Origin of the sequence: Aquiflexum sp. (assembly GCF_041749095.1) — a bacterium.
In the GTDB taxonomy this organism is placed as follows: Bacteria; Bacteroidota; Bacteroidia; order Cytophagales; family Cyclobacteriaceae; genus Aquiflexum.
On record NZ_JBGTCA010000395.1, the window covers coordinates 1 to 2,648 of the forward strand.

3 protein-coding genes are annotated in these 2,648 nt (G+C 39.2%); 2 read left to right on the top strand and 1 reads right to left on the bottom strand.

Annotation, left to right across the window (positions count from 1 at the left end):
* Nucleotides 1–515: DUF4143 domain-containing protein (locus tag ACEW8O_RS17910; RefSeq protein ID WP_373495999.1), on the top strand; the 515-nt coding region annotated here is incomplete at its 5' end.
* A gap of 24 nt (nt 516–539) precedes the next feature.
* On the opposite strand, the gene ACEW8O_RS17915 is transcribed toward ACEW8O_RS17910, so the two are convergent.
* Nucleotides 540–1,403 (bottom strand): helix-turn-helix domain-containing protein, encoded by an 864-nt coding sequence (locus tag ACEW8O_RS17915; RefSeq protein WP_373496000.1) that lies wholly within the window; start codon nt 1,401–1,403, stop codon nt 540–542.
* A gap of 129 nt (nt 1,404–1,532) precedes the next feature.
* On the opposite strand from ACEW8O_RS17915, the gene ACEW8O_RS17920 reads away from it, so the two are divergent.
* The gene (locus ACEW8O_RS17920; RefSeq protein WP_373496001.1) at nt 1,533–2,423 is read left to right on the top strand and encodes a dihydrodipicolinate synthase family protein; all 891 of its coding nucleotides are present in this window, start codon (nt 1,533–1,535) and stop codon (nt 2,421–2,423) included.
* Nucleotides 2,424–2,648: the final 225 nt, after the last annotated feature.

The window sequence follows — 2,648 nt, forward strand, 5'->3', positions numbered from 1 at the left end:
GCTTAAGTATGCCTTCTGTGAAAACATATTTAAGCTATTTTGTAAATGCATTTTTGGTTACCGAGCTCCCACCTTGGCACATCAATATTAAAAAAAGGCTGGTGAAATCCTCAAAAATTTTTCTCCGGGATAATGGAATGCTACATTATCTTTTGGGCATCAAAGACAGGGAGTCACTTTATGGTAATATTACGGTGGGAAGTTCTTGGGAGGGTTTTGTAATCCATCAGGTTAAATCGATTCTGAATACAGATGATGAAATATATTTCTACAGAACACAGGATGGTGCAGAAATTGACCTCTTGATCAGGAGAGATACCCGATGGCTTGCTGCAGCTGAGATTAAGTTAAGTCTCTCTCCAAAACTTACCAAAGGAAGCTATCTGGCAATGGAAGACCTTGGAGTCGAAAAGCTATATATCATTATTCCTGGAAAAGATAGATATGCTTATGAGTCTAAAGTTGAAGTCATTGGATTATTGCATTTTTTGGACGAAATCAAAGACAAAGGTTGAATCGCACTTTGGTATGAACAGACCTCAAAACTTCTTCCTAAACTCCTTAGGTGTCTCCCCCCTGTATTTTTTAAATGCCCTATTGAAATATGAAAGGTTTTGAAATCCGCTCTGATATGCAACCTGCGAAATAGAGAGATCAGTTTCCTGTAGGAGTTGACAGGCATGATGGATACGGACCTGGCCGAGAAACTCAGTCAAAGTTTTTCCAGTCCTTTCCTTGAAAAACCTGCAGAAGGCTTCTTTGCTCATATTGGCAAGGTCAGCCACTTCCTGCAATTGTACAGTTCTATGACTTTCTGCCAGAATAAAAGACATCACCTGCCCCATTCTTTTTCCTTCTGTTTCGGTATAGGTTTTTTGAGGAATAAGCTTATTGAGCAATGTCATGTCCTTGGATTGCTGTAATTGACGGAGAATTTGTAAAGCACCCATCAGTTTATCCAGTCCTTCTTTCTTTCCAAACTGAATCAATTCTTTCTGGACCACAGCATTGGTCGATCCCTTCACACGATAGCATCCTTTGATTTGATAAAGCCAATGCAGCAATGGAAAAAATTCCTCCACTTCCCAGATATGCTTGCCCAATGTGTCAAAATCAAAAAACAGCGTTATACCCAATGATTGTTTATTTTCCTGTGCGGAGAAATATTCCGGATCTGACCTGAACACATGGGGCATATTGGCCGAAAACAGATAAACATCCCCAGGTTCAAACCTTCCCAGATAATCCCCAACCATTAATTGACCTTTACCTTCCCTGATCCAGGTCAGCTGCCATTCAGGATGTTGGTGCAATTTGTCATAAAAATGGTGTCCTGCATCCACTTGATAGCGGACAAACTCCATTTGGGACTTTGATATTTTAAAGGGTATTACTTTTGCCATTTACAGTATGATATTAATATGAATTTATAAAATTTTCTAATATTTAATCAACATAGTATCACCATTAACTAACCAAGTGTAAGTAACCTTGTTGTTTCAGGCTTACCTTTGAAAAAAACCAAAAAGAATATGAATTGGAAAGGCGTATTTCCGGCTGTGACCACCAAGTTCCATCAAGATGGGAGTTTGGACATGGACATGTTTTTCAAAAACCTTGATGCACAATTGGAAGCCGGTGTGCATGGCATCATTCTCGGGGGAACCTTGGGGGAATCAAGTGTGCTGAGTCAGGATGAAAAAATCAAACTCACTACCGACACTGTAAAATACATCAATGGAAGGATTCCCGTTATCCTTAACATCGCCGAAGGTGCAACAAGGGATGCTATTTTTTGGGCACATAAAGCAAAAGAAATGGGAGCCTCAGCACTAATGATATTGCCTCCTATGAGATACGCAGCAGATCACAGGGAAGTGGTGCAGTACTTCAAAGACGTTGCAAATAGCACGGATTTGCCGATCATAATCTATAACAATCCGATAGATTACAAGACTTTGGTGACTATTTCTATGTTTGGGGAATTGGCGGAGTGTGAAAATATCCAAGCCATCAAAGAATCTACCCGGGACATATCAAATGTGACCAGGATGAGAAATCAGTTTGGAGACCGATACAAATTACTTTGTGGTGTAGATTCCTTGGCCATGGAGGAACTGTTAATGAGTGCTGATGGTTGGGTAGCAGGATTGGTCTGTGCTTTTCCAAAAGAGACTGTAGCCGTATATAATTTAGTAAAGGCAGGAAAGTACGAAGATGCTTTAAAAATCTACCGATGGTTCTTACCTTTATTGGAATTGGATATCCACCCAAAGTTGGTACAATACATCAAACTTGCTGAACAGATGGCCGGAATCGGCTCCGAATGGATCCGAGCTCCAAGGCTGACTTTGGTAGGAGAAGAAAGAATAAAAGTAGAAAATATCATCAAGCGTGGACTGGAACACAGACCCAACCTTTGAGGTTTTTTTTGGATCTCGAAGGTTTTTAATAAGGCAAGCCTATAATTATGGGATTGTGAAGTAGTTAAAATATAACCTGGTTGAAATATGCCTTCGGCGATATAAAATGGAAATATGGGTATCTATCCCAAATTATTTCAATTTATTTCTACTTTATTTCAACCTTATTTCAATTTATTTCCACTCTATTTCAACCATATTTCTATAATATTTCTACTCTATTTC

Excerpts from the sequence above, each read along its gene's own strand:
- ACEW8O_RS17915 (WP_373496000.1), bottom strand. The coding sequence starts at position 1,403 with ATGGCAAAAGTAATACCCTTTAAAATATCAAAGTCCCAAATGGAGTTT.
- ACEW8O_RS17920 (WP_373496001.1), top strand. The coding sequence starts at position 1,533 with ATGAATTGGAAAGGCGTATTTCCGGCTGTGACCACCAAGTTCCATCAA.